The sequence below is a fragment of the Mycobacterium colombiense genome (assembly GCF_001665835.1).
GTDB classification, from domain to species: Bacteria; Actinomycetota; Actinomycetes; order Mycobacteriales; family Mycobacteriaceae; genus Mycobacterium; species Mycobacterium colombiense_A.
Genome location: NZ_LZSX01000089.1, coordinates 84908 through 110151, shown reverse-complemented (window position 1 = coordinate 110151; position 25244 = coordinate 84908). Strand labels below are relative to the sequence as shown.

The following is a 25244-nucleotide window of genomic DNA, read 5'->3' as shown; positions in this document are numbered from 1 at the left end:
AGCCATGAGTGCGCCCGCGAGTGTCGAATGCAGCAAATGCGGGGCCGGGAACCGGCCGCAGGCCAAGTTTTGCAACAGCTGTGGTGCCCCGATTGTGGCCGAGGTCGCGTGCCCCGGCTGCGGCGCGCGCCAACCGGGCTCGCAACGCTTCTGCGACGAGTGCGGCACCATGCTGGGTGTCCAGGCTATGGCGGCGCAGCCGGCGGCACCGCCCGTGCCCAAGACACTTGCGGACGGGCGTTACACGCTCGGCCGCCTGCTCGGCGAAGGCGCGGGCAAGAGGGTGTACCTGGCAACCGACACGCGCCTGCAGCGCGAGGTGGCTGCTGCTCTGTTGAAGGCCGGCGGGACGGACGAGGCGGCGATGCGCCGCGCGCGCCGGGAAGCCGAGGCGATGGCGAAGCTTGGCGAGCACCCCAATGTCGTCAACGTGTATGACTTCGGCGACCAAGATGGGCAGCTCTACCTGATCAGCCAGTACATGGCCGGCGGTGATCTTTATGGCCTGCTCGCCGACGCGGCGGATCATCGGCTCGCCATCGAAGAGGTGGTCCGGATCGGCGGGGAGATCGCCAGCGGGCTCGCGCATGCGCATGCCCAAGGCGTCGTGCACCGCGACGTCAAGCCCCAGAATGTGTGGCTGGCGCCCGACGGCACCGCCAAGATCGGAGATTTCGGGCTCGCGGTCGCGGAGGGCTCAACGCGCGTGACGGCCGTGGGGACGGTGATCGGAACGGTCGCCTATATGCCGCCCGAACAGGCTCTCGGTCGCGGCTCCGACGCTCGTTCGGACATCTACTCCCTTGGCGTTTTACTGTACGAATTGCTTTGCGGGATAACACCTTTTGCGGGTGAGTCGCCGGCTGCCATTGTCTCCCAGCATGTTTCGACCGCTCCGGTAGCGCCAAGCGGGCATCGCTCCGGCATTCCAGCACCGCTCGACCAGTTGCTGCTGAGGATGCTGGCGAAGTCGCCGGAGGCGCGTCCCCAGCAAGCAGCCGAGGTTCGCGATGCGCTTGGGACGATCGCTGCTGCGGTCGCGAGTGGTGATGGCGCGACTCGGGATATGGCGGCGCTCGACCGGATCACCGACAGCACGTTCCTCGGGCGAGAACGAGAAACGCACGCGCTCCGCGCCGCGATCGATGACGCCATGGGCCGCCGCGGCCGCACCGTGCTGATAAGTGGAGAGTCGGGAATCGGCAAGACACGCCTTGCGTCGGAGGCCGCGGCATACGCCGCCCTTCGGGGCGCGCAGGTTCTGTGGGGCCGCTGCTATGCGGGCGCGGGTGCTCCTGCCTATTGGCCGTGGGTGCAGGTGATCCGCGACTATGCACGTAGTCACGATGCCGAGACGGTGGCTTCTGACCTGGGCTCAGGCGCGTTCGAGATCGCTCAGATCGTCTCTGAGATACGCGAGCGTATGCCGGAGATCCCCGAATCGCCACCGCTGGACGCCGAGCAGGCGCGCTTTCGGTTGTTCGACTCGGTGTCGCGGTTTCTGATCGGCGCCTCAGACCGCCAGCCGCTTGCGATCTTCCTCGAAGACCTGCAACAGGCCGACCACCCTTCGTTGATGCTGTTGGCGTTCGTCGTGCGCGAGCTGGCCCACTCGCGCGTGTTCGTGCTGGGCACTTATCGAGACGACGAGCTTCCCGACGACCATTACTTGAACGAGGTACTGACCGGGCTCAGCAAGGAGCGGGGATACGCACGCATCAAGCTGCGGGGTCTCTCCGATCAACATGTCAAGGCGATGCTCGAAGCGGTACTGCAGCAACCGCTGCAGCGACGAAATGAACTCGCACTTGCAGACGCCGTTTGCCGCGAGTCGGAGGGCAACCCGTACTTCACCGAAGAGATCGTCCGCCATCTGATCGACTCGGAAGTGCTCGACTGGCGCGACGGCCGGTGGGTTACCAACATTCGGGACGGCGAGGAGCTCGGCATCCCTCGGGGGGTCCACGAAGTGGTCTCCCGCCGGTTGGAGAAGCTGCCGGCCGAAACACTCGAGCTGCTGTCGACCGCGGCGGTGATCGGCCGCGAGTTCGATCTGCCGATCTTGACCCACGTCAGCGGGCTGGAGGCAGACGTTGCGTTTGCGCGGATGCAGCCGGCTCTGGATGGGGCGATCGTGCGGCAGGCCACCGGCGAGCCGGGCCGCTACGGCTTCGCGCACGGCGCGACCCGCGACGCGCTGTATGACGACCTGCCCGCGCTACGGCGCTCCCAGCTGCACATCGCCGCGGGCGAGGCGATCGAGGAGCTCTACGAGGACCGGATCGAATCTCATCTGTCTGCAATCGCATTCCACTTCGCGAAGGCGGCTCCATACGGTGATGCCGCGAAGGCAGCCGACTATGCCTGGTGGGCGGGGGAACGCGCGGCGGCGACGTATGCCTACGAAGACGCGGTCAGCCTTTACGCGACGGCGCTCCGCCTCTTCGACACGATCTCGGAGGTGGTACCGCAGCGCCGATGCGATCTGCTGCTGGCGCTGGGGGATGCGCGGTGGCGGGCCGGCGAAGCCGAAGGCGCTCGCAAGACATTCGGCGAGGCTGCGACCATCGCGCGCGAGCTGGCGCTCAACGACCACTTTGCCCGTGCCGCGCTCGGATACGGCGGCGGCCCGGGCGGCTTCTCGATCACCGATCGTGCCGATGAACAGCTGGTGGCGTTGTTGGATGAGGCGCTCGAGGTGCTGCCGGCACGTGATAGCGCGCTGAGGGTGACGGTGCTTGCCCGGCTGGCCCTCGAGCTTCGCCGCAAGGGCGCGCTGGCGGAAGCCGACCGAACCAGCGCGCAGGCCATCGAGATGGCCGAACGCGTCGGCGACACGAAGATCTTGTTGCTGGCCATGCATAGCCGTCAGTGGTCAACCTTGGGCCCCGACCGGACCGACGAGGCCATCGCGTCCGGCGAGGAGATGGCGCGGCTCGCCCGGATCGTCGGTGACCGTGACATGGAGTTCGAGGGCCACCAGCTGCGCCTGATCGCGCTTGCCCAGCTCGGCGACTTCCGGGCGGTAGATCACGAGATCGCGGCGTGTGACCGGCTGGCGGGCGAGTTACACCAGCCGCGCTACCTGTGGCAGACCGCGGTGTTCCGCACGATGCGGGCGCTGATGCAGGGTCGCTACAAGGAGTCGGAGCGTCTCGCGCAGACGGCGCTGTCGATCGGGCAACGTGCCGAGCCGGAGGTGGCGGCAGTGGTCTTTGGCGCGCACTCGTTTCTGACCCGGCTCGCGGATGGCACTCTGGAACAGCTGCGCGACGCCGCCCGCGAGGCCGCCGCGCGCTACGGGCAGGCGTGGCCGGCATCGTACGTGTGGCTGCTGACCGAGATCGGCCAGCTCGATGAGGCTCGCGCCAAGTTCGCGGAGTTCACGGCCGACGGCTTCGAGGCGCTCCGGCGCGGCAGTGACTGGTTGACTTCGGTCTGCGTGCTCTCCATGGCGTCGATCCCGATCGGTGATCGAGAAGCCGCAAGCGCACTCTACGAGCTGCTGGTGCCCTACGAAGACCGCTGCACTCTGTTTCTGGCCGGAGCCGGGTGCCTCGGCTCTAACCACACGTTCCTCGCCTTCGCCGCCGCGGCGGCGGACCGCCATGACGACGCCGTGCACCACTTCGACCTCGCCCTCGCGCGCAATGCTGAGATAGGCAGCGACTACGTGACACCCCGGGTCTGCTATGAGTACGCACGCATGCTGCTCGGCACATCTGAGCCGGCGGATCGGGACAAGGCGATGGGCCTGATCGACCGGGGGCTTGACCTCGCGCAGCGCAACGGCATGCGTGTCGAGGTCGAGCGACTCGTGCAGCTGCGCCGAGTTCACAAGGAGAGCCGGGCGCACCAGCTCGGGTGGTCGGTGATGGACGACGTTGCAGAGTCCGTCGAGGCGGACCGGCCCGACCTCAGCAAGGTGGCCGCCCCCGACGGAACGGTGACGATCATGTTCTCGGACATCGAAGGGTCGACGGTGCTCGCCGAGCAGCTCGGCGACGAGCGCTGGCTGAAGCTTTTGCATCGCCACAACGCGGTCATCCGTCGCCAGCTGGCCGCGCACAGCGGCTTCGAAGTCAAATCGCAGGGCGACGGATTCATGGTCGCGTTCGCCAGCGCCCGTAACGCGCTGCGCTGCGCGATCGCTATCCAGCGTGACTTGGCGGCGTATCGCGACCAGTCCGGTAGCCAGGTGCTGCGCGTACGGATCGGACTGCACACCGGAGAGGTGATCCGCGAGCAGGAGGATTTCTTCGGGCACACCGTCATCCTCGCGGCGAGGATCGGCGCGAAAGCAGACGGTAACGGGATCCTCGTGTCGGCGGTACTGCGCGGGCTGGTTGCCGGTAGTCACGAGTTCCGATTCGGCGAAACGCGCGAGGAACAACTCAAAGGGCTGCAGGATCCCCAGCGCGTCTATGAGGTCTGCTGGGAATAGGGCTCAGGCCGACAGGCCCTCTTCGGTTGCCGGGGCGGTGCGCAATCGCTGCAGCGCCTGGCGCACCTGGTCCCCGTTGGTGGTCTGCCAGAACGGCGGCAACGAGGCCCGCAGGTAGCCGCCGTAGCCGGCGGTGACCATGCGCGAGTCGAGCACCGCGACCACTCCTCGATCGGTGACGCGGCGCAACAGCCGCCCCGATCCCTGCGCCAACAGCAGCGCCGCGTGGTTGGCCGCGACGGCCATGAAGCCATTGCCGCCGCGCGCGGCGACCGCACGCTGCCGCGCACCCAGCAGTGGGTCGTCGGGCCGGGGGAACGGGATGCGGTCGATCAGCACCAACGACAGCGACGGCCCGGGCACATCGACGCCCTGCCACAGCGACAGCGTGCCGAACAGGGAAGTCTGGGGGTCGGCGCTGAACTGCTCGACGAGTGCCGACGTGCTGTCGTCGCCCTGGCACAGCACCGGCGTCGAGAGGCGTTCGCGCATGGCCTCGGCGGCTGCCCGGGCGGCCCGCATCGACGAGAACAAACCCAGGGTGCGCCCGTCGGCGGCGGCGATGAGTTCGGCGATCTCGCTCAGCTGCTCGGCCGAGCCGGTGCCGTCGCGGCCGGGTGGGGGCAGGTGCGCGGCCACGTAGAGGATTCCGGCTTTGGCGTGCTGGAACGGCGAACCGACGTCCAGACCACGCCACCGCGCGTCGTCGTCATCCTCGGCCGTCAGTCCCCACGCCGCGGCCATGGCGTCGAACGAGCCGCCGATGGTCAGCGTCGCCGACGTCAGCACCACCGTCGAGCGCGAGAACACCCGGGACCGCAGCAGCCCCGCGACCGATAGCGGCGCCACCCGCAACACCGGACGCGACGAACCCCGGATCTCCTCGTGCTCCAGCCACACCACGTCGGTGCGGTCGGGGATGGCCGGGCCGAACGATTCCAGCACGCGCGACGCGGTGTCCGAGATTTCGCTCAGTGCCGCAACGGCTTCGGCGCGCGCCGACGCCGCCCTGGGATCGTTGGTGGTGTCGATCGCCGAGCGCGCCGCGGTCGCCACGTCGCGCAGCGCCCCCAGGTAGGTCGCCAGCTCGTCGTCGAGGCGGTCGATGCGGCCCGGCGTGCCGTCGTGGATGACCGAGGCGAAATTCGCCGTCGTCGCCTCCAGGCGCTGGACCAATTCCGGGTCCACCAGTCGGGCGATCCGCCGGGCGGCCACCCCGAGGGAGGCCGATGTCAGCTCCGCGGTGGCCACCGACGTCACCCGGTCCACCAACTCGTGTGCTTCGTCGACGACCAGCAGCGCATGCTCGGGCAGCACCGCCGATTCGGCGACCGCGTCGATCGCCAACAGCGCATGGTTGGTGACCACGACGTCGGCGCGGCCGGCCTGCGCCCTGGCGCGTTCGGAGAAGCACTCGGTGCCGAACGGGCAGCGCGCCACACCGAGGCATTCCCGCGCGGAAACGCTGACCTGGGACCAGGATCGGTCCGGGACGCCGGGCTTCAGGTCGTCGCGATCGCCCGATTCGGTGCTCGACGCCCATTCGGTGAGCCGCTGCACATCGCGGCCCAGCGCGCTGACCGCCATCGGGTTGAAGAGTTCCTCCTGCGGCCGCTCGTCGCCTTCGTCACCGTCGGCCACCCCACCGTTGTGAATCTTGTTCAAGCACAGGTAGTTTCGCCGGCCCTTGAGCAACGCGAACTGCGGGCGGCGCGGCAGCGCATCGGCCAGCGCATCGACGAGCCGAGGCAGATCGCGATCGACGAGCTGGCGCTGCAGAGCGATCGTGGCCGTGGACACGACGACGGGGGAGTCGTCGTCAACGGCGTGCACGATCGCGGGTACCAGGTACGCGAGCGACTTGCCGGTGCCGGTGCCCGCCTGCACCACCAGGTGCTCCTCGGTGGCGAAGGCCCGCGCCACCGCGGCGGCCATCTCCTGCTGGCCGCCGCGTTCACTGCCGCCGAGTGCGGCCACCGCGGTGGCCAGCAGCTCGGACACGGAAACGTCGGACGTGGCTACCCTCTTCGCTGTTCGGGGCGGCGCTCGCGCCGCGGCATCTATAGGGCGGTGCTAGCGCCGGCCGCCGGGAATCTGCGTCGTCGTGACCGCGGGATCGCCGTGCGACAAGTTCAACCCCTCCCACGGCAGACTGCGCAGCCCGGAAGTTACCAGTTCGCGCGCCGCGGCGAGGTTCGGTTTGGACACCAGTTCTCCACCGCGGACCAGCGGGACGGTCAACACCCGGGCCGGATCGGAGACGACGGGCTGTTGGCCTGCCGGATACACGACCTCCTCGGTGATGATGCCCGAGCCGCGCGACAGGCGCAGCGCCTCCTTACGCCCGCCGTGAGATTCCTTGTGGCTGCTGCGCTTCTGGACCGGTAAGCCGTCCACCTCGACGAGTTTGTACACCATGTTCGCCGTCGGTGCGCCCGAGCCCGTCACCAGCGACGTGCCCACGCCGTAACTGTCCACCGGCTCGGCGGCCAGGGCCGCGATGGAGAACTCGTCGAGGTCGCCGGAGACCACGATGCGGGTCCCGGTGGCTCCCAGCCTGTCGAGCTGCTCACGCACCTGGCGGGCCAGCACGCCCAGCTCGCCGGAGTCGATGCGCACCGCACCGAGCCCGGTGCCGGCGGCGGCCACCGCATTGGCCACACCGGTCGTCACGTCGTAGGTGTCCACCAGCAGGGTGGTGTCCACGCCGAGCGCGTCGACCTGCGCCCGGAAAGCCGCCAATTCGGTCGATTCCGTAGGGCAGTCGGCGCGGGTATGCAGCATGGTGAACGCGTGCGCGGAGGTGCCCTCGGCGGGTATGCCGTAGCAGCGCTGGGCCTCCAGATTGGACGATGCCGCGAAGCCGGCGAGGTAGGCGGCGCGGGCCGCGGCGACGGCCGCCTGCTCGTGTGTGCGCCGCGACCCCATCTCGATCAACGGGCGTCCCCGCGCCGCGCTGACCATGCGTGCCGCGGCGGACGCGACCGCGGTGTCGTGATTAAAAATCGACAGCGCCAGCGTCTCGAGCACCACGCATTCGGCGAACGTCCCGCTCACCGACAGCACCGGGGATCCGGGGAAGTACAGCTCGCCCTCGGCGTAGCCGTCGATGTCACCGCCGAACCGGAATTCGCGCAAGTAACGCAACGTGTCCGGGTCGAGGAATTGCCCCAGCGATTGGCACGCCTGATCATCGAAGGTGAACTGAGGTAGCGCTTCGAGCAGTCGGCCGGTCCCGGCGACCACGCCGTAGCGGCGGCCTTCGGGAAGTCGGCGGGCGAAAAGCTCGAAAGTTGTCCGCCGATCTGCGCTGCCGTCTCGCAGCGCCGCCGCCAACATCGTCAACTCGTACTTGTCGGTCAGCAGCCCAGTAACGACCGGGTCGTTCATTCCATCACGGTATCGGCTGTGATCGGGGCTCGGAAACGTCGTCCAACCCTCGGTATCGTGTAGGCCATGGTTGTTATGTCAGCGCCCACTAAGCCGGGCACTACAGGACAACGAGAGTCCGCTCCGGTAGAGGTCACGTCGAGTCCGTGGGTCACGATCGTCTGGGACGACCCGGTGAATCTGATGACCTACGTGACATATGTGTTCCAGAAGTTGTTCGGCTACAGCGAGCCGCACGCCACCAAGCTGATGCTGCAGGTGCACAACGAAGGAAAGGCCGTGGTGTCCGCCGGCAGCCGGGAGTCCATGGAAGTCGATGTGTCCAAGCTGCACGCCGCCGGTTTGTGGGCGACCATGCAGCAGGACCGCTGAAACTCGAGGCGCTGGCGATTCCCTGTGCGCAAATGGAAGCGGGTCGAGACCGCGAGCGGTCCCCGTTTTCGGTCGTCCCTGGCTTCGCACGAGGCCGCCCTGCTCAAGAACCTGGCCACGGCGATGATCGGACTGCTCGACGAGCGTGAATCTTCTTCCCCCGCAGACGAACTCGAGGAGATCACCGGGATCAAGACCGGCAACGCCGACCCGCCGAAAGATCCCACGTTGCGTCGGCTGCTGCCCGACTTCTACCGGCACGACGACGAGGACACCACGCCGCCCGACGACGCGGACAGCCTCAACGCCGCGCTGCGCAGCCTGCACGAGCCCGACATCGTCGACGCCAAACGCGTTGCCGCACAGCGGTTATTGAGCACGATCCCCGAGGACGGCGGCCGTTTCGAGCTGACCGAGGACGACGCGAACTCCTGGGTCGCGGCGGTCAACGACATCCGGCTGACCCTGGGGGTCATGCTCGAGGTCGGGCCCGAAGGTCCGGAGCGCCTGCCGGCCGACCATCCGCTGGCCGTGCACTTCGACGTGTACCAGTGGCTGACGGTGTTGCAGGAGTACCTGGTCCTGGTGCTGATGGGGCCCCGATGATCGGCGACAGATGAATGCCATCACCGACGTCGGGGGTATCCGCGTCGGCCACTACCAACGACTGGACCCCGATGCGTCCCTGGGCGCCGGCTGGGCCTGCGGCGTCACCGTCGTGCTCACCCCGCCGGGCACCGTCGGCGCCGTCGATTGCCGCGGCGGTGCGCCCGGTACCCGGGAGACCGACCTGCTGGACCCGGCCAACACCGTGCGGTTCGTGGACGCGGTGTTGCTCGCGGGAGGCAGCGCCTATGGGCTGGCCGCCGCGGACGGTGTCATGCGCTGGCTGGAGGAACGCGAACGTGGCGTGGCTATGGACGGCGGGGTGGTGCCCATCGTGCCGGGAGCGGTGATCTTCGATCTGCCGGTCGGCGGCTGGGAGTGCCGCCCGACGGCCGAGTTCGGTTACGGCGCCTGCGCCGCCGCCGAGGACGGCGCCGCGATGGGTGTCGGGACCGTTGGCGCAGGCGTGGGGGCGCGCGCCGGCGCGCTCAAGGGCGGCGTCGGGACCGCGTCGAGGGTGCTGCCGTCCGGGGTGACCGTCGGGGCGGTGGCCGTGGTGAACTCCGCGGGCGAGGTCGTCGACCGGGGCACCGGCTTGCCGTGGATGGCGGATCTGACCCGGGGGTTCGGCCTGCGGCCGCCGCCGGCCGAGCAGATCGACGCGTTCGCCCGGTTGCCGTCCCCGTCGAATCCGGTGGACAACCCACTCAACACCGTCATCGCGGTGGTGGCCACCGACGCCGCCCTGAGCTCGGCGGCGTGCCGGCGGGTGGCGATCGCCGCCCACGACGGCCTGGCCCGCAGCATCCGGCCGGCGCACACGCCGGTCGACGGTGACACGGTGTTCGTGCTGGCCACCGGGGCGGTCGAGGTGGCTCCGGCGGCCAGTGCAAAACCGCTACCCGCCGCCTTCTCCCCGGAGACCCCGCTGGCCACCGAGGTGGGCATCGCCGCCGCCGATTGCCTGGCGGACGCGGTGCTGGGCGGTGTGCTGGCCGCGGAATCGATCGCCGGCATACCGAGTTACCGCGACGTGCTGCCCGGGGCCTTCGGTCGGTGAGATCGACCGGCCGCTGCGCCGGTAGCCTTGACATGCTGGAAACACGCTGGAAGGGCAGCCATGGGTAAGACGACCCCGCGGGGACGCCCCGGCGCGCGCGCCGCCCAGCCGACGAAGCGGTCCACCGCGACGGTGGGCGCCGCCACGATCCTCACCTTCGTGGCACTGCTGTACCTCGCCGAGCTGATCGACCAGCTGTCCCGGCATTCGCTGGACGTGAACGGCATCAGGCCGCTGGAAGCCGACGGCCTGTGGGGCATCATTTTCGCCCCGGTGTTGCACGAGAGCTGGCAGCACCTGGCGGCCAACACCGTGCCGCTGCTGATCCTGGGGTTCCTGATGACGCTGGCCGGCCTGTCCCGGTTCGTCTGGGCGACCGCGATCGTGTGGATCCTGGGCGGCGTCGGCACCTGGCTGATCGGCAACGTCGGCAGCAGCTGCGGCCCCACCGACCACATCGGTGCCTCCGGCCTGATCTTCGGCTGGCTGGCCTTCCTGCTGGTGTTCGGGATCTTCGTGCGCCGGATGCGCGACATCATCATCGGGCTGATCGTGATGTTCGCCTACGGCGGCGTCCTGCTCGGAGCCATGCCCGTGCTCGGCAGATGCGGTGGCGTGTCATGGCAGGGCCACCTGTGTGGGGCGATCGCCGGCGTCGTGGCCGCCTACATGTTGTCCGCGCCGGAACGTAAGGGCCGGACATCGAGGAACGCCGGCACCACCGTTCCGCGGCCCAAGACATGAGCTCGGCCTTGGCGCCCATCGGGGTCTTCGACTCCGGTGTCGGGGGACTCACCGTCGCGCGGGCGATCATCGACCAGCTGCCCGACGAGGACATCATCTACGTCGGCGATACCGGCCACGGTCCGTACGGCCCGCTGACCATCCCCGAGGTTCGCGCGCACGCGCTGGCCATCGGTGACGACCTCGTCGGCCGCGGCATCAAGGTATTGGTCATCGCCTGCAACACGGCGTCCGCGGCGTGCCTGCGCGACGCTCGCGAACGCTACGACGTGCCCGTCGTCGAGGTGATCCTGCCGGCCGTGCGCCGCGCGGTCGCCACCACTCGCAACGGACGTATTGGTGTCATCGGCACGCAAGCGACCATCAACTCGCACGCCTACCAAGACGCGTTCGCCGCCGCCCGCGACACCGAGATCACCGCGGTGGCCTGTCCGCGTTTCGTCGACTTCGTGGAGCGCGGCGTGACGAGCGGCCGTCAGGTGCTCGGCCTGGCCGAGGGCTACTTGGAGCCGCTGCAGCGGGAACAGGTGGACACGCTGGTGCTCGGCTGCACCCACTATCCGTTGCTGTCCGGGCTCATCCAATTGGCGATGGGTGACAACGTGACGCTGGTTTCCAGCGCCGAGGAGACCGCCAAGGAAGTGCTTCGGGTGCTCACCGAACGGGACCTGCTCCGGCCTCACGACGCGCCGCCCGCGACACGGGTTTTCGAAGCCACCGGCGACCCCGAGGCATTCACCGCTTTGGCGGCGCGATTCTTGGGTCCGACCGTATCCGGCGTACAGCCTGTTCATCATGTGCGCATTGATTAACGGCCGGACGAGATTCTGGTCACACCAATGCGGCCATGTTTTCGTCATGGTGCCATTGGGCATGGCACAGTGGTGTCCGTGCGAATAACCGTGCTCGGCTGCTCGGGCAGCGTGGTCGGTCCGGATTCGCCCGCGTCGGGTTATCTGCTCCGGGCACCGGACACTCCGCCGTTAGTCATCGACTTCGGCGGGGGCGTTTTGGGCGCGCTACAACGCTATGCCGATCCCGGTTCCGTGCACGTGCTGTTGTCCCATTTGCACGCCGACCATTGTCTGGATTTGCCCGGGCTTTTCGTGTGGCGCCGCTACCACCCGACGCGTCCGCTGGGTAAGGCGTTGCTCTACGGCCCGGGGGACACCTGGTCGCGGTTGGGTGCGGCGTCGTCGCCCTACGGCGGCGAGATCGACGACTGTTCGGACATTTTCGATGTTCGGCATTGGGTCGAAGGTGAGCCGGTGACGATCGGCGCGCTGACGGTGACGCCGCGAGTGGTGGCTCATCCGACCGAGTCCTACGGCTTGAAGATCACCGACCCCTCGGGCGCCTCATTCGTGTACAGCGGTGACACCGGCTTCTGCGATCAACTCGTCGAGCTGGCTCGCGGCGCCGACGTCTTCCTCTGCGAGGCGTCGTGGACGCACTCGCCGGACCGTCCCTCCGCGCTGCACCTGTCGGGCACCGAGGCCGGCCGGGCCGCGGCCGCGGCCGGCGTGCACGAACTGTTGCTGACCCACATCCCGCCGTGGACCTCGCGTGAGGATGTGATCAGCGAGGCCAAGGCCGAGTTCGATGGTCCCGTGCATGCCGTGGTGTGCGGTGAGACGTTCGATATCCGCCGCTCCGAGAGGGTCTGAGCCACCCGCGTTAGTGTTGGCGGCGTGACGAGACGAGAAGACGGCCGCCTTGACGACGAGCTTCGGCCCGTGGTCATCACCCGCGGTTTCACTGACCACCCCGCCGGTTCGGTGTTGATCGAATTCGGCCACACCAAGGTCATGTGCAGCGCCAGCGTGACCGAAGGGGTGCCGCGCTGGCGCAAGGGATCGGGCCTAGGGTGGCTGACCGCCGAGTACGCGATGTTGCCGGCGGCGACCCACACCCGCTCGGACCGCGAATCGGTGAAGGGCCGCCTGTCCGGGCGCACCCAGGAGATCAGCCGGCTGATCGGGCGGTCGCTGCGGGCGTGCATCGACCTGGCGGCGCTGGGGGAGAACACGATCGCCGTCGACTGCGACGTCTTGCAGGCCGACGGCGGCACCCGCACCGCGGCCATCACGGGCGCCTTCGTGGCGTTGTCCGACGCGGTGACCTATCTCGCGGCGGCGGGCAAGCTGTCGGATCCCCGGCCGTTGTCCTGTGCGATCGCGGCGGTCAGCGTGGGCGTGGTCGACGGGCGGATCCGGGTCGACCTGCCCTACGAGGAGGACGCCCGCGCCGAGGTCGACATGAACGTCGTCGCCACGGACACCGGGACGCTCGTCGAGGTTCAGGGGACCGGTGAGGGCGCAACGTTCCCGCGCTCGACGCTGGACAAGTTGCTCGACGTGGCGCTGGCCTCCTGCGACAAGCTGTTCGCCGCGCAGCGCGAGGCGCTCCAGCAGCCATACCCCGGTGTGCTCCCCGAGGGGGCCCCGACGCCGAAGGCGTTCGGCAGCTGACCCGCCTCCTGGTCGCCAGCCCTGACCGCGGCCCTAACTGCCCCGCGGTTTACCACCGCCGACACCGCGGCCAAGACGAGACCCCCTCCGGTCGGTCATGACTCGTCCTTCTGCAGCTCGAATATTGGGATGGTGCGCGTGGTTTTCGACTGGTAGTTCGCGAACGCGAATGCGGGTACGGTCGCGTTGATCTTGGGAATGATCGCCTGGCGTTCGGACGAGTCGAGCTCGTGCGCGACGACGTCGAACGAGTCGGTGGCGACTTCAACGCGCGCCCGCGGGTTGGCCCGCAGGTTGTGCACCCACCCCGGGTTGACGTCGGCGCCACCGTAACCCGCGACGATCAGCAGCTTGCCGTCGATACGGAAGGCCACCAACGGCGCGACGCGCGGCTCGCCGGACTTCGCGCCCGTCGTGGTGAGTAGCAACAGCTCGTTGCCCTCGAATCGCCCGCCGACCTTGCCGGCGTTGGCGCGAAACTCGTCGGTGATGTTGTTATTGAGCGCCTTGAGCGTCTCGGAATCGGGTCTTTGGCTCACCCTGGGGGAAGCTACTTCGTTGCCCTGTCTATTCCTTGTGGAGCGTGCCGTCTGCCGTGCCGGCACCGCTGAATGCATTCGCATCGCCAATGCATGGGCTCACAGTCCGTAATGTGGCCGGGGTGCATTGGCAACTGCCCCGACGCATGTTGAGGAATAGCTGGTGACCCGCGTGCTGGTCGCCAGCCGCAACCCGAAGAAGCTGGCCGAGTTGCGCCGGGTGATCGATGCGGCGGGCCTGACGGGATTGACGTTGGTGTCGCTCGACGACGTGGCGCCGTTCGAGGAAGCGCCGGAGACGGGCGCGATCTTCGAGGACAACGCTTTGGCCAAGGCGCGGGATGCCTTTGCCGCGAGCGGGCTGGCAACTGTGGCCGACGATTCCGGGCTGGAGGTCGCCGCGCTCAACGGCATGCCCGGTGTGCTGTCGGCGCGGTGGGCGGGTCGGCACGGCGATGACGCGGGCAACACCGCGTTGCTGCTGGCGCAACTGCGCGACGTACCCGACGGACGGCGCGGTGCGGCGTTCGTGTCCGCCTGCGCGCTCGTCTCGACCGCCGGCGAGGTCGTCGTCCGCGGCGAGTGGCCCGGGAGCATTGCCCGCGAACCTCGCGGCGACGGTGGCTTCGGCTACGACCCGGTCTTCGTTCCCCAGGGGCATGACCGCACGGCGGCGGAGCTGAGCCCATCGGAGAAGGACGCCGTCTCGCATCGCGGTCGCGCGCTGCGGCTGCTGTTGCCGGCGCTGCAAACGCTGGCCCGATCCGGGGGCTAGGGTCCAGCGGCACTCGCGGTGCCGTGCCCTTCGGTAGCTGCGGGGCTTACAACCCGAAACGCGCTTTGACGTCCCTGGTTTGGAAGTGTTCGACGATGATGCCGAGCAGCGGGATGGTCCCGGACAGCAGCACACCGACCGTCTTGCCGAGCGGCCAGCGCACCTTGACCGCCAAATTGAAGGCGGTCAGTACGTAGATGAAATACACCCAACCGTGGACCACTTCGATCCACCGGATCTCGTGGCCGAAGGCGAGGTGCGAGACGATCTCGTAGCACAGCGCGATGAGCCACAGACCCGTCGTCCACGCCATGATCCGGTAGCCGAGCAGCGCGGTGCGGATCTTGTCGACGGGCACTGCGGGCACTGATGTTCCGGGCGTCTCCGGTGTGGTCATGCGGTTGTCCTCTTCTGCTTTTCGGCGTCCTGCGCGGCGAGCTCGGCCAGGTAGGTGTTGTACTCGCGCAGCGCGGGGTCGTCGGGTGCCTGCGGCGCGGGCTTGGGTCGTTCGGGCAGCAGCCCGGCGGGTATCTCCGTCATCGCGTCTGTGCTCCGCGGCTGTGGTGGTTCCTCTTCATAGCGAACGAATTTGCGGTAGGCGTACACGCAGAATCCGGCGAACAGTGGCCATTGCAATGCATAGCCCAGGTTCTGAAAGGAGCCGGAGACGGAATTGAACCTGGTCCACTGCCACCAGCCCAGGGCCAGGCAGCCGCACGCCGCGACGATCACCAGCGCGATGAGCGCGGGCCTGCGACGATGCGTAGTGGACACCCCTTGACCGTACCGCTCATGATTTGGGCCCGACGAATTCGTCGAGCCGCGCTACCGCCGCCTTTCGATAAATGGCAATGACATAGCGGCTCGACCGGGTCCACGGGATGCCAAGGTTGTCGAGCGCTCCGGTGAACAACTCGCGGATGTCGTCGGAACGGTTCGAGAAGTGGTATCGGACGCTTCGAACCCCGCGGTCGTTGGCCACGACACGACATCCGTCGCTATCGATCAATCCGCGAATGAATTCCTCGGTGGCCTGCTCAACCAGAACCTGCTGCCAATGTTCCAGCCGAATCGGCCTTAGGTGCTTGCGGCCTGGGCCATGTTGAGGGAGCAGACACGGCCAGTGTTTTGAATACAGCGAGACGACGACACACCCAGTTGGCTGGGGATGGACTGCTGCATGCTGCCCAGGCATAACTAGGTTGACCGCGGTGCGGCAACGCTCGACGATCCCCGGGTACTTTTTGTCGAGAGTAATTCTTAGGTGCCATACGCGCTGAGATCGTGATACGTGGCCGTCGCCCAAATACAGGCCAAGCAGGTAGCAATATGCTGCCGCGGGGAGCGCGAGAAAATCATGACCGATGCCGCATCCTGGTCCGCTCATCAGCCTGGTGCGAATTTGCTTCCGCTGGCGCCAGTCCCGAATTGTCGTTCGTGGCACACCGACGTGTCTTGAAATAGCGCAGTCGTTTACGCCGGCCGCGATGAGGCGCCTGGCAGCGTCAAACTGTTCCCCGGACCGCATGCAGATACCTCTCTCCAGTTATGAGCAAAGCTAGGTCCCATGACCGACAGGTTGTGGAGTCGTCGAGGCTGTACGATCGCTACGCGCGCGGGCGTGGTGAAATTCGGCAAACACGCCGGCTTTAGGTGCCGGTGCTCGTGAGAGCTTGAGGGTTCGAGTCCCTCCGCCCGCACTGTCGACACCCGAGACGAAATCTTGAAGACGTAAGCGTCAAACCCTCCCTGGTGGGTATCTGGAACTCACGGGACACAAGGGAGACGCCATGCCCATCGGATACGAGCCCTCACCACGAGGCGAAAAAGCCTTCACCGCAGAAGATGTCGAACTCGCCGAACACGATGCCGCCGCGGCCCGCGTACGCGCCGCCCGGGCGGGGTTGTCTACCGCGCAGAGCTTTGAGGCATCCGCGGTTCGGCACGAGCGGGTCGCGAAAATTCAAGATCAAGCCGTTCAACAGGGCGTCTTGCACACGGACGTGCACCGCAGGTCTGCGCTCAAGCACCGCCAGGCGGCCGAAGAGGACCGCAAGCTCGCAGCGCTGAAGCGGAAGGAATCCCAAGCCGACCTCGCCGCGGCGCCGGGCATCGACTGATGCCGATCAGTCCGCCACGAAGCGGGCGCGAACCTCTGGGGCCGGCAGCGGACAACTGTCGTACTTGCCGCCGACGCGATAGCGGATCGCGGCGAATCGGTCGTAGAGCCAATCGCGCAGCGGAGCCGGAATGACGCGCGCGACCCCGAACATTCGCCACGGTCCGCCGAGATAATCCGCCACGCGCAGCACGGCCTCGAATCGGACGGCCACCCGTTCGGAGGGCCCGCCCGGGTCATCCACAAACACCACCGAGTCGACGCTGCCGATCTCCGGGTGCCGCTCGATGATCGCTTTGGCGAATACGCTCTCCAACGCCGCGAAGCGCAGCGGACCGCTGGGATCGAACCGAAGGATCGTGCGCACCGACCGGTTGCACACCCCGCAGACTCCGTCGTACAGCAGCACGGGCGCCGCCGACTCACCGCTCATGTGCCCCAGGTTACTGAGTGGGCGGGGCCGAGGTTGACCTATGGTAAGGCAACCCTTAGTTTGTGGGGGTAACGTACCAAGTCGTGACCGGCTGGCCGGCGATCCGCGGCACGGTGCCGCCTGCGTGGGGTCGTCGAATTCAGGGTGTGCGCGGCCCATGCGGGCCACATCGATCCGTGGCCTCGTGGCGGTGAACCCGTCCGGGTCGTCAGATCGGCGAGGCCTCGCGGCGCGAGGCGCCGCGAGAAAGGACCGCTAATGGCACGCGGATTCCAGGGTGTGATGCTGCGCAGCTTCGGCGCGCGCGACCACACCGCGACGGTGATCGAAACCGTCCGGATCGCGCCGCATTTCGTGCGGGTGCGCATGACGTCGCCGACGCTGTTCGAAGACGTCGATGCCGAACCGGCCGCGTGGCTGCGGTTCTGGTTCCCGGACCCGGACGGATCGAAGACCGAATTCCAGCGCGCCTACACGATCTCGGAGGCGGACGTTCCCGCCGGCCGTTTCGCGGTCGACATCGTGCTGCACGATCCCGCGGGCCCGGCATCGTCATGGGCGCGCACCGTGCAGCCCGGGGCGACCATCGCGGTGATGGCCCTGATGGGCTCGTCGCGATTCGACGTCCCCGACGAGCCGCCGGCCGGCTACCTGCTGATCGGCGACTCGGCGTCCATCCCGGGGATGAACGGGATCATCGGGGTCATCCCCGACGACGTCCCGATCGAGATGTACCTCGAACAGCACGATGACGACGACACCTTGATCCCGGTCGCGCAGCATCCCCGGCTGCGGCTGCACTGGGTTGCCCGCCACGACGAGAAGTCGCTGGCCGCGGCGATCGAGAGCCGGGATTGGTCGAACTGGTACGCGTGGGCGACGCCCGAGGCCACGACGCTCAAGCAGGTCCGAGCACGGCTGCGCGACGAGTTCGGCTTTCCCAAATCCGAGGTGCACGCCCAGGCCTACTGGAGCGCCGGGCGCGCGATGGGCACCCGGCGCGGCGACGAGCCGGACGCACCCGACAGCGCCACACCCAGCGTTTCCGCGGAAGACATTGCGGCGCAACTGGAGTCGGCTCCGCAGGCATCCGACGCGGCCCCCGTCCCGGCAGCCCGCGGGAACTGGCGTGCGCAGGGCGCCGGCCGGCTGCTGGCGCCGCTGCGGTCGGCGCTGATCGTCTCGGGCGTGCTGCAGGCGGTGATCACGCTGGTGCAACTGGCGCCGTTCGTGTTGCTGGTCGAGCTGGCCCGGCTGCTGGTTTCCGGCGCGCCCGCGTCCCGGCTGTGGGATATTGGCATCGCCGCGGTGGCCCTCCTGGGCCTGGGTGCGTTGCTCGGTGCCGCGCTCACTCTCTGGCTCCACGTCGTCGACGCACGATTCGCGCGCGACCTGCGATCGCGACTGTTGCACAAGCTGTCTCGGTTACCCCTGGGCTGGTTCACCGCACGCGGGTCGGGGTCGATCAAGCAACTGCTGCAGGACGACACGCTGTCGTTGCACTACCTCGTCACTCACGCCATCCCGGACGCGGTGGCCGCGGCCGTCGCACCGGTCGCGGTGCTGGTCTACCTGTTCGCCGTCGACTGGCGGGTGGCGCTGGTGTTGTTCGTGCCCGTCCTGGTTTACCTGGTGCTGACGTCGTCGCTGACGATTCAGTCGGGCCCGCGCATCCCACAGTCGCAGCGCTGGGCAGAGACGATGAGCGGCGAGGCCGGCGCATACCTGGAAGGCCAACCGGTGATCCGCGTCTTCGGTGGTGCCGCCGCATCCAGCTTCCGGCGCCGCCTGGACGAATACGTCGGCTTCCTGGTCGCCTGGCAGCGCCCGCTGGCCGGCAAGAAGACCTTCATGGACCTGGTCACCCGTCCCGCCACGTTCCTCTGGCTCATCGCGGTCACAGGAACTCTGCTGGTGGTCACCGGCCGGATGAATCCGGTGGATCTGCTGCCGTTCTTGTTGCTGGGCACCACCTTCGGCGCACGGCTGCTCGGCATCGCCTACGGCCTCGGCGGCGTCCGCGCCGGCATCTTGGCCGCGCGGCGCCTGCAGAACACGCTCGACGAGGCCGACCTCGCCGTGCGAGACCACGACGAAGCCCACCGGGATCCGGCCGCCACGGTGGTGTTCGACAACGTCGGCTTCGGCTACCGCCCCGACGTTCCCGTCATTCACGACGTCTCGCTGACGTTGCGGCCCGGCACGGTCACCGCGCTGGTCGGTCCCTCCGGATCAGGCAAGTCGACGCTGGCCGCCTTGCTGGCCCGGTTCCACGATGTCGGGCACGGATCCATACGCGTTGGGGGACAGGACATTCGGTCGATGACCGCCGACCAGCTCTATGCTCAGGTCGGATTCGTGCTGCAGGAAACGCAATTGGTGCACGGCACCGTGGCGGAAAACATCGCGCTGGCCGTCCCCGATGCCGGCGCGGCGCAAATCGAACAGGCCGCGCGCGAGGCACAGATCCACGACCGCATCATGCGACTGCCGGACGGCTACGACACCATGCTCGGCGCCGGCAGCGGGCTCTCCGGCGGCGAGCGGCAACGGCTCACCATCGCCCGCGCGATCCTGGCCGACACCCCGGTGCTCATCCTCGACGAGGCCACCGCCTTCGCCGACCCCGAATCGGAATACCTTGTGCAGCAAGCCCTCAACCGCCTGACTCAGGACCGCACCGTGCTGGTGATCGCGCACCGATTGCACACGATCACCCGGGCCCACCAGATCGTCGTGCTCGATCACGGCCGCATCGTCGAACGGGGCACTCACGACGAGTTGCTGACCGCCGACGGCCGGTACCGGCGGCTGTGGGAGGGCGGCCGCCGTGACCGGGTGCCCGCCGGCGCGACGGGCGAGGGGGCACGATGATTCGCACGTGGTTGAGTTTGGTTCCGGTGGATCGCCGCGACCGGGTCATCACCTACACGGTGCTGGCATTGATCTCCGTGGTGGTACGCGCGGTGGCCACCGTGCTGTTGGTCCCCCTGGTCGGGGCGTTGTTCAGCGACGAGCCGCAGCGCGCCCTGGTCTGGCTGGGCTGGCTGACCGTGGCGACCGTGACCGGCTGGGTCATCGACACCGCAACCGCGCGTATCGGTTTCAACCTGGGCTTCGCGGTACTGGATCACAGCCAGCACGATGTGGCGGATCGACTGCCCGGCGTGCGGCTGGATTGGTTCACCGCCGAGCACACCGCGACGGCGCGGCAGGCGATTGCGGCGACCGGACCGGAACTCGTCGGCCTGGTCGTCAACCTGCTCACGCCGCTGATCTCCGCCATCCTGCTGCCCGCCGCCATCGCGGTGGTCCTGCTGCCGGTCTCCTGGCAGCTGGGGGCTGCCGCGCTGGGTGGCCTGCCGCTGCTGTTGGGCGCGCTGTGGGCGTCGGCCCGCTTGGCGCGCCGCGCCGATGCCGCGGCCGCCGACGCCAATAGCGCGCTCACCGAGCGGATCATCGAGTTCGCCCGCACCCAACAGGCGCTGCGGGCTGCGCGGCGCGTCGAGCCGGCGCGAAGCCTGGTCGGCGATGCGTTGGCCGCACAACACGGCGCCACCATGCGCTTGCTTTCCATGCAGGTCCCTGGGCAGCTGTTGTTCAGCCTCGCCAGCCAGCTCGCGCTGATCCTGCTGGCCGGGACTACCACTACGCTGACCGTGAACGGGACGCTCACGGTGGCCGAGGCCATCGCGTTGGTCGTCGTCATCGTGCGCTACCTGGAACCGTTCACCACCATCAGTGAGCTGGCGCCGGCGCTGGAGAGCACCCGCACCACGCTCGACAACATCCGTTCAGTGCTCACCGCGCCGCTGATGAATGCCGGCGCCGGCACGCTGACGGGCGCCGCGGCGCCCCGTATCGAGTTCGACGATGTGGTGTTCCGCTACGACGGCGCGGGCGCGCCGGTGCTCGACGGGGTGAGCTTCGCGTTGGAGCCGGGCAGCACGACGGCGATCGTCGGACCGTCCGGTTCGGGCAAGAGCACCATCCTGGCGCTGATCGCCGGGCTGCATGAGCCCACCCGCGGCCGGGTGCTCATCGACGGGGTGGACGCGGCGACGCTGGACGGCGACGCCCGACGTGCGGCCAGCAGCGTGGTGTTCCAGCATCCCTACCTGTTCCACGGGTCGATCCGCGACAACGTGTTCGCCGGGGACCCCGGCGCCGGCGACGAGCGGTTCGCGCGGGCGGTGGCGCTCGCGCGTGTCGACGAGCTCGTGGGGAGGTTGCCCGACGGCGCCGACACCGTGGTGGGCGAGGCCGGCTCGGCACTGTCCGGTGGCGAGCGGCAACGGGTCAGCATCGCCCGCGCGTTGCTCAAGCCCGCGCCGATACTGCTGGTAGACGAGGCGACCAGCGCGCTGGACACCGAGAACGAGGCCGCAGTGGTCGACGCCCTCACCGCCGACCCGCAATCGCGCACCCAGGTGATCGTCGCGCATCGGCTGGCCAGCATCAGTCACGCCGACCGCGTCCTGTTCCTCGACAACGGCCGCGTTGTCGAGGCTGGAACGGTTGACGAATTGCTCGCTGCGGGCGGCCGTTTCGACGAATTCTGGCGCCAGCAGCACGAAGCCGCCGAATGGCGGATTCTGGCCGACTAGCGCACCGCGGTTGACCGCAACTCTTGCGGTATGCCTTACAGTTTGTCAGTCGGACCGAGCTGTCTGCGTACAGGAGGCGTGCTGCTTATGAGTGCTGTGCTGTCGATACCGCGATACCCCGGCGACGTGACCCCGCAGTGGTTGTCGGCCGCGCTGTCCGGCAGCGGCACACCCGTCGAGGTCGCCGGCGTGGACGTGGTCGCGATCGGCACCGGACAGACGGGGGCGACCTACCGGGTGACCGCTAGCTATGCGATCGATCCCGGGGATCTGCCGCAGACCTTTGTGATCAAGCTGCCCGCCCAGGACGACACGGTGCGCGACCGGGTGGTCATCGGCTACCGCAGCGAATGCGCGTTCTACTCCTCGGTGGTGGACCGGGTCCAGGTGCCCACACCGCGGTGCTTCTATTCCGAGATCACTGATGATGCAATGGATTTCGCCCTGCTGTTGGCGGATCAGGCGCCGGCGGTGCAGGGCGATCAGCTCGTCGGCTGCGGCGAAACCGAAGCGCGCCTTGCGGTTACCGCTCTGGCCGGGTTGCACGCGCCCAGTTGGTGTGATCCCGTCTGGCTCGATTTCCCGGGCATCGCGTTCGGCCGGCCGGACGAGGCCGGTGCCAACGGCATGGGCGAGGTGGCGAAGATCAGCGCAGACATCACGCTGGAGAAGCTGGGCGATCGGATGAGCGCGGAAGACCGCGACACCTTCACTGCGGCAATGGGATCGATCGCGCCGTGGCTGCTGTCCGAATACGACCGGTTCGCCTTGCTGCACGGCGACTACCGGCTGGACAACCTGCTGTTCGACCCCGAACGAACCAGGGTGAGCGTGGTCGACTGGCAGACGCTGGGGGTGGGATTGCCGGCCCGGGATCTCGCCTACTTCACGGCGACCAGTCTCGATTCGCAACTGCGCGCGGGCATCGAGGAAGAGCTCGTCACCGACTATCACCGCGCGCTGACGGCCGGCGGGGTCAGCGACTACGACCGCGAAACCTGTTGGCGCGATTACCGGCTCGGCGTTTTGCAGGCACCGCTGATCTCGGCCCTGGGTTTCGCGTTCGCCGCGGCCACCGAGCGCGGCGACGACATGGTGCTGGCCATGCTCAGCCGCGGCTGCCAGGCGATCCGCGAGCTCGGGACGCTGGACCTGATCGGCTGAGACCTCAGAGGTCGCCGGTGAAGTCGGCGCTCAGCCAGCGGTCGGGCCGGATGGTGAACAACACCTCCTCGACGCCTTCCATGCTGGCCGCGAATGCGCGCCCGCCCTCCTCGCCGAGGTAACGGATGGCGATCGATTCCTGCAAGTCGGCCGGGGCCGGATTGGTGGTCTCGACGACGGTGCCTTCCACCACCACGTACTGATACGGCGGCTCCTCGCGTTGGACCACCAGCGTCACGGCGCCCGCCTGCTTGATCAGGCGGGCCTTGCGGCTGGACGCCCCGGTCATGATCCGGACGTTTCCTCCGGGGGTGTAGTCGTACCAGATCGGGACGCTGGCCGGCGGGCGGCCTTCGGTGGCGGCGACGGACAGCACCGCCACATGCTTGTCGGCGAGGAACTCCTGGCGCTCGGATTCGCTGAAGGCTTTCATGACGAGTGCAAACGCCGGGGCGGTAGAGCTATTCCCGCGCGACCGATGATCAGTACTGCGTCGAGCCCTGATCGACCGGGATCTGCGCTGCGGTGACCTTGCGCGACTCGTCGCTGGCCAGCCAGCACACGGTGTCGGCGATCTCCTCCGGCTCGGCGACCCAGTCGGGCAGGAACGGCGTGAGGACGTGCGACAGCTGGGGGTTGGTTTCCATGGTCTTGCCCACCGCGTTGACCATGTCGCCGGAGCCCATCGCGGTGTTCACCGGACCCGGGTGCACGCTGTTGACCCGAATCGAATGCTTGCCCAACTCCGCGGCGAAAGCCCGCGCCAGCCCGGTGACCGCGTGCTTGCTGGCGGTGTAGTGAATCATGAACGGCTGCATCTTCATTCCCGCCGCGGAGCTGATCAGGATGATGGAGCCGCCGCGGCCCCCCTCGATGATCTTGTCCGCACCGGCCATCACGGTGTTCCAGGTGCCCGTCACGTTGATGTCCATGACGTCGCGGAAGTCCTCCGGCGTGATGTCGTCCCATGCCTGCGGAGCCGCGACCCCGGCGTTGGCCACGATGATGTCCAGCCGGCCCAGCTCGGCGACACCCTCCGCGACGACCTTTCGGAGACCGTCGAAGTCGCGGGTGTCCACGACCGACGAGATGATCCGGCGGTTCGCCGCCTCGACCAGGCGCACGGTCTCGCTCAGATCGTCGGGCGTCGCCGGGTCGTAGGGCACGCAGGACGGCAGCTTGCCGGCGATGTCGACGGCGATGATGTCGGCGCCTTCCTGGGCCAAGCGCACCGCGTGCGCCCGGCCCTGGCCGCGTGCCGCGCCGGTGATGAATGCCACTCTTCCGGCAAGCTTGCCGCTCATACTTGCTCCTCTACTGGGTTCGGCCACTCTTACCGCTGCGCGGCCTTGACGAGATTCGCCCCGATGATCAACCGCTGAATTTCACTGGTGCCCTCGTACAGTCGCAGCAGGCGCACATCGCGGTAGATGCGTTCGACGGCGACGCCTCGCATGTAACCGGTGCCGCCGTGAATCTGCACCGCGAGATCCGCGACGTTGCCGGCCATTTCGGTACAGAAGACCTTGGCGGCCGACGGCGCGATCCTGCGGTCCTCGTCGGCGACCCACAGCCGGGCGGCTTCGCGCACCAGCGCACGTCCGGCCATCACCCCGGTCTGCTGGTCGGCGAGCATGCCCTGCACCAATTGGAAGCTTCCGATCGGCGTCCCGCCCTGGGTCGCGGTGGCGGCGTACGACACCGATTCGTCGAGCGCGCGTTGGGCGGCGCCCACCGCCAGGGCGGCGATGTGCACCCGCCCGCGGGCCAACGAGGTCATGGCCGCGCGGTATCCGTGGTCTTCACTGCCGCCGACGAGGGCATCGGGGCCGACGCGGACGTCGGTGAAGTTGACGTCGGCCGTCCAGGCGCCCTCCTGGCCCATCTTGGCGTCCTTGGCGCCCACCTCGACGCCGGCGGCGTCCGCGGGGACCAGGAAGACGGCGATCCCCGGACCCTGGTCGTCCGCAGGCCGGGTGCGCGCGAACACCACGAAGAGATTGGCGACGGGCGCGTTGGTGATGAAGCGCTTCTGCCCGGAAATGACCCAATCATCCCCGTCGCGAACGGCTTTGGTGCGCAAGCCGGCCGGGTTCGATCCGGCGCCGGGTTCGGTCAGTGCGAAGGAGGCGACGACGTCTCCGGATGCGATCGATTCCAGCCAGCGGGATTTCTGTTGGTCGGTGCCGAACCCCACCAGCACCTGTCCGGCGATGCCGTTGTTGGTGCCGAACATCGACCGCAGCGCCAATGACGTGTAGCCCAACTCCATCGCCAGCTCGACGTCCTGCATCAGGTTGAGGCCAAGGCCGCCCCACTCCTGGGGAATCGCGTAGCCGAACAGGCCCATCTTCTTGGCCTCGTCGCGCAGGTCGTCGGGGACGCGATCGGTGTCGAGGATCTCCTGCTCGCGGGGGACAACGGCGCTGCGGACGAATTGCCTTGTCTGAGCGAGGATCTCGCGGAAGTCCTCGTCGGAGACTTCCGCGACTTCGGCGGTGGCCATGGGCTCCACACTCC

The 25244-nt window shown here is 68.2% G+C and carries 23 protein-coding genes and 1 tRNA gene; 14 read left to right on the top strand and 10 right to left on the bottom strand.

Features of this window, described 5'->3' with window-relative positions; translation table 11 throughout:
- Window positions 1-4: 4 nt before the first annotated feature.
- Complete coding sequence (locus tag A5760_RS22420; protein ID WP_082279573.1) at window positions 5-4444, top strand: protein kinase domain-containing protein; 4440 nt, start codon at window positions 5-7, stop codon at window positions 4442-4444.
- Between the two features lie 3 nt (window positions 4445-4447).
- On the opposite strand, the gene A5760_RS22415 is transcribed toward A5760_RS22420, so the two are convergent.
- Window positions 4448-6445, bottom strand: a complete 1998-nt coding sequence (locus A5760_RS22415; RefSeq protein WP_064884866.1) for an ATP-dependent DNA helicase — start codon at window positions 6443-6445, stop codon at window positions 4448-4450.
- 72 nt (window positions 6446-6517) lie between these two features.
- Window positions 6518-7834, bottom strand: a complete 1317-nt coding sequence (locus tag A5760_RS22410; protein WP_064884864.1) for a nicotinate phosphoribosyltransferase — start codon at window positions 7832-7834, stop codon at window positions 6518-6520.
- 66 nt (window positions 7835-7900) lie between these two features.
- Here A5760_RS22410 and clpS point away from each other — a divergent pair, with 66 nt between their 5' ends.
- The 7 genes from clpS to rph all read left to right on the top strand — a co-directional run bounded on the left by clpS (window position 7901) and on the right by rph (window position 13087).
- Window positions 7901-8206, top strand: a complete 306-nt coding sequence (gene clpS / locus A5760_RS22405; protein ID WP_064884862.1) for an ATP-dependent Clp protease adapter ClpS — start codon at window positions 7901-7903, stop codon at window positions 8204-8206.
- A gap of 24 nt (window positions 8207-8230) precedes the next feature.
- The gene (locus A5760_RS22400) at window positions 8231-8812 is read left to right on the top strand and encodes a DUF2017 domain-containing protein (RefSeq protein ID WP_064884860.1); all 582 of its coding nucleotides are present in this window, start codon (window positions 8231-8233) and stop codon (window positions 8810-8812) included.
- A gap of 10 nt (window positions 8813-8822) precedes the next feature.
- Window positions 8823-9872, top strand: a complete 1050-nt coding sequence (locus A5760_RS22395) for a P1 family peptidase (RefSeq protein ID WP_064884858.1) — start codon at window positions 8823-8825, stop codon at window positions 9870-9872.
- 60 nt (window positions 9873-9932) lie between these two features.
- Window positions 9933-10616, top strand: coding sequence for a rhomboid family intramembrane serine protease (locus A5760_RS22390; RefSeq protein WP_064884856.1), 684 nt, complete (start codon window positions 9933-9935; stop codon window positions 10614-10616).
- Window positions 10613-11428 (top strand): glutamate racemase, encoded by an 816-nt coding sequence (murI, locus tag A5760_RS22385; RefSeq protein ID WP_064884854.1) that lies wholly within the window; start codon window positions 10613-10615, stop codon window positions 11426-11428. The genes A5760_RS22390 and murI overlap by 4 nt, the downstream gene beginning before the upstream one ends.
- A gap of 72 nt (window positions 11429-11500) precedes the next feature.
- On the top strand, window positions 11501-12283 hold the full coding sequence (locus A5760_RS22380; RefSeq protein ID WP_064885056.1) for a cyclic nucleotide-degrading phosphodiesterase: 783 nt from the start codon (window positions 11501-11503) through the stop codon (window positions 12281-12283).
- 24 nt (window positions 12284-12307) lie between these two features.
- Window positions 12308-13087, top strand: coding sequence for a ribonuclease PH (gene rph, locus A5760_RS22375; RefSeq protein WP_064884852.1), 780 nt, complete (start codon window positions 12308-12310; stop codon window positions 13085-13087).
- Between the two features lie 95 nt (window positions 13088-13182).
- Here the strand turns inward: rph and A5760_RS22370 are convergent, their stop codons facing one another.
- Window positions 13183-13626 carry a nitroreductase family deazaflavin-dependent oxidoreductase gene (locus A5760_RS22370; protein WP_064884850.1) on the bottom strand — a complete coding sequence of 148 codons (444 nt, stop codon included), beginning with the start codon at window positions 13624-13626 and terminating at the stop codon, window positions 13183-13185.
- A gap of 160 nt (window positions 13627-13786) precedes the next feature.
- Between A5760_RS22370 and rdgB the strand changes: the two genes are divergently transcribed.
- Window positions 13787-14401: an RdgB/HAM1 family non-canonical purine NTP pyrophosphatase gene (gene rdgB / locus A5760_RS22365; protein WP_196772176.1), complete on the top strand. Its 615-nt coding sequence runs from the start codon at window positions 13787-13789 to the stop codon at window positions 14399-14401.
- Window positions 14402-14447: 46 nt separating this feature from the next.
- Here the strand turns inward: rdgB and A5760_RS22360 are convergent, their stop codons facing one another.
- Genes A5760_RS22360 through A5760_RS22350 form a run of 3 tightly spaced genes read right to left on the bottom strand, consistent with a single transcriptional unit; the run spans window position 14448 to window position 15929 of the window.
- Window positions 14448-14798, bottom strand: coding sequence for a DUF3817 domain-containing protein (locus A5760_RS22360; protein WP_064884846.1), 351 nt, complete (start codon window positions 14796-14798; stop codon window positions 14448-14450).
- Window positions 14795-15175, bottom strand: a complete 381-nt coding sequence (locus tag A5760_RS22355) for a hypothetical protein (RefSeq protein WP_064884844.1) — start codon at window positions 15173-15175, stop codon at window positions 14795-14797. The genes A5760_RS22360 and A5760_RS22355 overlap by 4 nt, the downstream gene beginning before the upstream one ends.
- A 16-nt stretch (window positions 15176-15191) precedes the next feature.
- Window positions 15192-15929, bottom strand: coding sequence for an LAGLIDADG family homing endonuclease (locus tag A5760_RS22350; RefSeq protein ID WP_064884842.1), 738 nt, complete (start codon window positions 15927-15929; stop codon window positions 15192-15194).
- A gap of 87 nt (window positions 15930-16016) precedes the next feature.
- Between A5760_RS22350 and A5760_RS22345 the strand changes: the two genes are divergently transcribed.
- Window positions 16017-16101, top strand: a tRNA-Leu gene (locus tag A5760_RS22345).
- A gap of 60 nt (window positions 16102-16161) precedes the next feature.
- A complete protein-coding gene (locus A5760_RS22340) occupies window positions 16162-16521 on the top strand; it encodes a hypothetical protein (RefSeq protein WP_196772175.1) in 360 nt (119 codons plus the stop codon).
- Window positions 16522-16527: 6 nt separating this feature from the next.
- Here the strand turns inward: A5760_RS22340 and A5760_RS22335 are convergent, their stop codons facing one another.
- Window positions 16528-16953, bottom strand: a complete 426-nt coding sequence (locus A5760_RS22335; protein WP_064884838.1) for a thiol-disulfide oxidoreductase DCC family protein — start codon at window positions 16951-16953, stop codon at window positions 16528-16530.
- Between the two features lie 258 nt (window positions 16954-17211).
- Here A5760_RS22335 and A5760_RS22330 point away from each other — a divergent pair, with 258 nt between their 5' ends.
- From A5760_RS22330 to A5760_RS22320, 3 genes are all read left to right on the top strand, one after another.
- A complete protein-coding gene (locus A5760_RS22330; protein ID WP_064884836.1) occupies window positions 17212-19827 on the top strand; it encodes an ABC transporter ATP-binding protein/permease in 2616 nt (871 codons plus the stop codon).
- Window positions 19824-21560 (top strand): ABC transporter ATP-binding protein, encoded by a 1737-nt coding sequence (locus tag A5760_RS22325; RefSeq protein ID WP_064884834.1) that lies wholly within the window; start codon window positions 19824-19826, stop codon window positions 21558-21560. The genes A5760_RS22330 and A5760_RS22325 overlap by 4 nt, the downstream gene beginning before the upstream one ends.
- 87 nt (window positions 21561-21647) lie before the next feature.
- Window positions 21648-22724: a phosphotransferase family protein gene (locus A5760_RS22320; RefSeq protein ID WP_064884832.1), complete on the top strand. Its 1077-nt coding sequence runs from the start codon at window positions 21648-21650 to the stop codon at window positions 22722-22724.
- A 4-nt stretch (window positions 22725-22728) separates the two neighbouring features.
- On the opposite strand, the gene A5760_RS22315 is transcribed toward A5760_RS22320, so the two are convergent.
- The 3 genes from A5760_RS22315 to A5760_RS22305 are packed head-to-tail and all read right to left on the bottom strand — an operon-like array spanning window position 22729 to window position 25230.
- Window positions 22729-23157, bottom strand: a complete 429-nt coding sequence (locus tag A5760_RS22315; RefSeq protein WP_064884830.1) for a pyridoxamine 5'-phosphate oxidase family protein — start codon at window positions 23155-23157, stop codon at window positions 22729-22731.
- Between the two features lie 49 nt (window positions 23158-23206).
- Window positions 23207-24028, bottom strand: a complete 822-nt coding sequence (locus tag A5760_RS22310; protein WP_064884828.1) for a mycofactocin-coupled SDR family oxidoreductase — start codon at window positions 24026-24028, stop codon at window positions 23207-23209.
- A 29-nt stretch (window positions 24029-24057) separates the two neighbouring features.
- Entirely contained in the window at window positions 24058-25230 is a 1173-nt protein-coding gene (locus tag A5760_RS22305) for an acyl-CoA dehydrogenase family protein (protein ID WP_064884826.1), read from the bottom strand.
- Between the last annotated feature and the right edge of the window lie 14 nt (window positions 25231-25244).

What these genes read in the sequence shown, in the direction of transcription:
- A5760_RS22420 (WP_082279573.1), top strand. Translation starts at nt 5, where the DNA reads ATGAGTGCGCCCGCGAGTGTCGAATGCAGCAAATGCGGGGCCGGGAAC.
- A5760_RS22410 (WP_064884864.1), bottom strand. Translation starts at nt 7,834, where the DNA reads ATGAACGACCCGGTCGTTACTGGGCTGCTGACCGACAAGTACGAGTTG.
- clpS (WP_064884862.1), top strand. Translation starts at nt 7,901, where the DNA reads ATGGTTGTTATGTCAGCGCCCACTAAGCCGGGCACTACAGGACAACGA.
- A5760_RS22395 (WP_064884858.1), top strand. Translation starts at nt 8,823, where the DNA reads ATGAATGCCATCACCGACGTCGGGGGTATCCGCGTCGGCCACTACCAA.
- A5760_RS22390 (WP_064884856.1), top strand. Translation starts at nt 9,933, where the DNA reads ATGGGTAAGACGACCCCGCGGGGACGCCCCGGCGCGCGCGCCGCCCAG.
- murI (WP_064884854.1), top strand. Translation starts at nt 10,613, where the DNA reads ATGAGCTCGGCCTTGGCGCCCATCGGGGTCTTCGACTCCGGTGTCGGG.
- A5760_RS22360 (WP_064884846.1), bottom strand. Translation starts at nt 14,798, where the DNA reads ATGACCACACCGGAGACGCCCGGAACATCAGTGCCCGCAGTGCCCGTC.
- A5760_RS22350 (WP_064884842.1), bottom strand. Translation starts at nt 15,929, where the DNA reads ATGCGGTCCGGGGAACAGTTTGACGCTGCCAGGCGCCTCATCGCGGCC.
- A5760_RS22335 (WP_064884838.1), bottom strand. Translation starts at nt 16,953, where the DNA reads ATGAGCGGTGAGTCGGCGGCGCCCGTGCTGCTGTACGACGGAGTCTGC.
- A5760_RS22330 (WP_064884836.1), top strand. Translation starts at nt 17,212, where the DNA reads ATGGCACGCGGATTCCAGGGTGTGATGCTGCGCAGCTTCGGCGCGCGC.
- A5760_RS22325 (WP_064884834.1), top strand. Translation starts at nt 19,824, where the DNA reads ATGATTCGCACGTGGTTGAGTTTGGTTCCGGTGGATCGCCGCGACCGG.
- A5760_RS22320 (WP_064884832.1), top strand. Translation starts at nt 21,648, where the DNA reads ATGAGTGCTGTGCTGTCGATACCGCGATACCCCGGCGACGTGACCCCG.
- A5760_RS22315 (WP_064884830.1), bottom strand. Translation starts at nt 23,157, where the DNA reads ATGAAAGCCTTCAGCGAATCCGAGCGCCAGGAGTTCCTCGCCGACAAG.
- A5760_RS22310 (WP_064884828.1), bottom strand. Translation starts at nt 24,028, where the DNA reads ATGAGCGGCAAGCTTGCCGGAAGAGTGGCATTCATCACCGGCGCGGCA.
- A5760_RS22305 (WP_064884826.1), bottom strand. Translation starts at nt 25,230, where the DNA reads ATGGCCACCGCCGAAGTCGCGGAAGTCTCCGACGAGGACTTCCGCGAG.